The following is a 2,524-nucleotide window of genomic DNA, read 5'->3' as shown; positions in this document are numbered from 1 at the left end:
ATGTTTGCTGTTAAGCGGCATAGATCGCATCCTCCTCGGTAACATGAGCCGCCCACACCACTTCGCCGACATTCGGGTCATAAAGCACGCGGGTGCGGCAAACCATCGGCGGGCGCGGCCCTGTATTTTTCTTCAGCTTGTAGCGAGCCTGCTTGCCCGGCCCGCCGACTCGCGTCTGTGTCAAATAACCTGCATGAAAAAGCACTTGCAGATAGTCAGAGGCAGCAGCGGCAGCAACCGGTACATCGGGCGTTGACGCATGGGCGGCCAGCTCCCGGAAATTCGTATCCGAATTCATCATGCGCAGGGTTCGCCACATTTGCTCCTGGGCGAGCCCTTGCACGACGGGGCTACCGTCACGGCGCAGGCGCGGCGCATCCAGGCCTTTGTCCTGAGCAAGCCGGTACCAGACCACCTGCGCCACATTGCCGTGTTTTTCGCGCCGGGTTTCAATGACGATTCCGGCTTTCACCAGGGCCTGGAGATAAGTGCCGACCGTCTGGTCTTCAACATCAGCGCGGCGAGCGATGGTGTATTTATCCCACTCGGCCTCCGTACCCATCGCGCGAATCGCTTCCCAGATAAACTGGCGTGGCCCCTTGCCCCCCGCGTAGGTAGAAATTGGTTTACGAGCCACGGCGCACCTCCGGTTTTTGGGTGAGGCGAACAACCATGGCGCAGCCGGCTTCCGTCAGCTTGTTGCCGAGATCGAGGAGACCACGGGTGCGCAGGCTATCGAGCACCACGGCTGGATTGGTGATGCCAGACTCGGGATTTTCGCCCCGGTGAATATTGATCAAAACGCGGCGACCCGCGTTGGATGGGAGCATCTGTGCAGTGGCCATTACACAGCCCTCCGGGGGGCCTCGCCGGTGTAGATCGCGCGGTCACCCCACTCCGCACGGGTAACGCGATCCCAGCCCTCCAGCGAGGCTTTCTCGCAGATATCAGAAAGGTTGACCGATACCCGGCGAACGCTACCGCCTGAAAGCTTGACGAGGTGCTCAAGCAGATCGGTACCGACATGGATATTCGGGCAGTAAATCGGCAAAAGCATTTCCGCATCAGCGAGCGTGATCGGCTGGGCAGGAATCCACGAAAGCACCCGGCTGTGAAAGCGTTCCCACTTTTTCAGCTTTTGCGGTAGCAGTTCCTCCCCAAGCAACAGCAGCGTAGCCTGGCTGCCCTCGTAGATATCGCGGATCAATTCGACCATGCCGTCGTTTTTTGCGCAGTAGTCGAACGCAGCAATCATCAGCATCCGCTCGGAAGCCGCCAGTTGCTCGACGACCTGGTCGAGCAGCTGGGGAATCGTTCCGGCCGGCTTCGCCCCCATTTCGATCACGATCTTTTCAAGCAGGGTCTTGCGACTCCAGGCCGAGCGCATCTGAACAAAGTAGGCGCGGTGCTCATTCGCAATGGCCATTGCAGCGGTGGTTTTCCCCCAACCGGCAGGGCCGTACAGTACAGCCATGCCGGGCAAGCCGGCAGTGCGGCTGGCCAGCCGTTCCGCAGCGGTGCGGACAAGGCCAAGGTTGTGAATTTGAGCGGTTTGTGACATCTTTAAAAGCTCCTGTTGTGACGTTTTACGTTGCTACATAGGCCGTCGCGTACTTGCACTACGCGGCGGCCTTTCTCTTTGCCTCGGCGCGGTATTGCGCCGATTGCGGGTAACTGCGATGCCAGCGGGCATCGGCTTCATTCAGGGCTTCACCGGCGCGCATGCGGGCATCAAGGGCGAGCCACTCGGCATAGTTCTCGGCAGCGGGTCGCTCCGAACGAGAAACGGTTTTGACGATTCCGGCAGCGCGTGCCTGCAATTCGTCAGAACGGCTCGGGATGGCTTGCGGCGCGGTGATCTTGACGGGTTCCGGTTTTGACGAAATGGACTCGTGCTCGATGACGCGGCCGCCAATGACGATCTGGCTTGCACTCGGGGCGCTAAGCGCCGGCCCGCCGTGAAGCTCCTCAAGGATCTCTTCACGCTTGGCATCAACGCGGGCAAGACGGCCTTTGGCGCGCTCCTGCCGGGCTTGTTCAACCGCAGCCACCGGCATGTAATGCTTGCGATTACCGTTGGCTTGGGCGGTACAGAGCAGCTGGCCGCTGGGCAGATAGACCCAAACCTGCAATGGATCGTGAATATCGTAGGCGACGTGCACTTCCATGCCGTGGAACTCCTCGAGTTCCCGCGCAAAGTAGATGTTGTTGAATAGCTGGATTTCGGCGCGGCGCAGGGCGCGAGTAACGCGTGGCCGGAACAGCGTATCGAGTTCGGATTTATCAAGGCGCAGCGCCTGCCAGCCCTTCGCTTCAAAAGCACGCCAGGCGAGATCAGGCGAAGTATTGCCAAGGCTGCGGTGTGGGCGTGCGTTGTAATCGTCGATCCGCTGCTGGCACCAGCTAACGAACAAGTCCCAGGGCATTAGCGGCATCGCCCCGCCGGCTTTAAGCGCACGGCGTGTAACCTTGAACTGCGCCAGGCGTGCCTCGCGATCCATCGCCGCACCAACATAGCTGGGCA

Annotated in this window: 4 protein-coding genes; all 4 read right to left on the bottom strand. The window is 60.3% G+C overall.

Annotated elements, in window-relative coordinates:
- Nucleotides 1-10 precede the first annotated feature (10 nt).
- Entirely contained in the window at nucleotides 11-637 is a 627-nt protein-coding gene (locus ACE3OH_RS21590; RefSeq protein WP_374358146.1) for a hypothetical protein, read from the bottom strand.
- A complete protein-coding gene (locus ACE3OH_RS21585; RefSeq protein WP_374358143.1) occupies nucleotides 627-845 on the bottom strand; it encodes a hypothetical protein in 219 nt (72 codons plus the stop codon). Before ACE3OH_RS21585 ends, ACE3OH_RS21590 begins: the two co-directional genes overlap by 11 nt.
- On the bottom strand, nucleotides 845-1,561 hold the full coding sequence (locus tag ACE3OH_RS21580; protein WP_374358140.1) for an AAA family ATPase: 717 nt from the start codon (nucleotides 1,559-1,561) through the stop codon (nucleotides 845-847). Before ACE3OH_RS21580 ends, ACE3OH_RS21585 begins: the two co-directional genes overlap by 1 nt.
- Nucleotides 1,562-1,619: 58 nt before the next feature.
- Nucleotides 1,620-2,524 (bottom strand): Mu transposase C-terminal domain-containing protein (locus tag ACE3OH_RS21575; RefSeq protein ID WP_374358137.1); only part of this gene is annotated, 905 nt, incomplete at its 5' end.

Origin of the sequence: Chitinimonas sp. (genome assembly GCF_041904975.1) — a bacterium.
Lineage (GTDB): Bacteria > Pseudomonadota > Gammaproteobacteria > Burkholderiales > Chitinimonadaceae > Chitinimonas.
The sequence above is the reverse complement of the archived record's forward strand: the minus strand, read 5'-3'. Positions and strand labels throughout refer to the sequence as shown.

Coding starts and splice junctions, on each gene's coding strand:
- ACE3OH_RS21580 (WP_374358140.1), bottom strand. CDS start 1,561: ATGTCACAAACCGCTCAAATTCACAACCTTGGCCTTGTCCGCACCGCT.
- ACE3OH_RS21585 (WP_374358143.1), bottom strand. CDS start 845: ATGGCCACTGCACAGATGCTCCCATCCAACGCGGGTCGCCGCGTTTTG.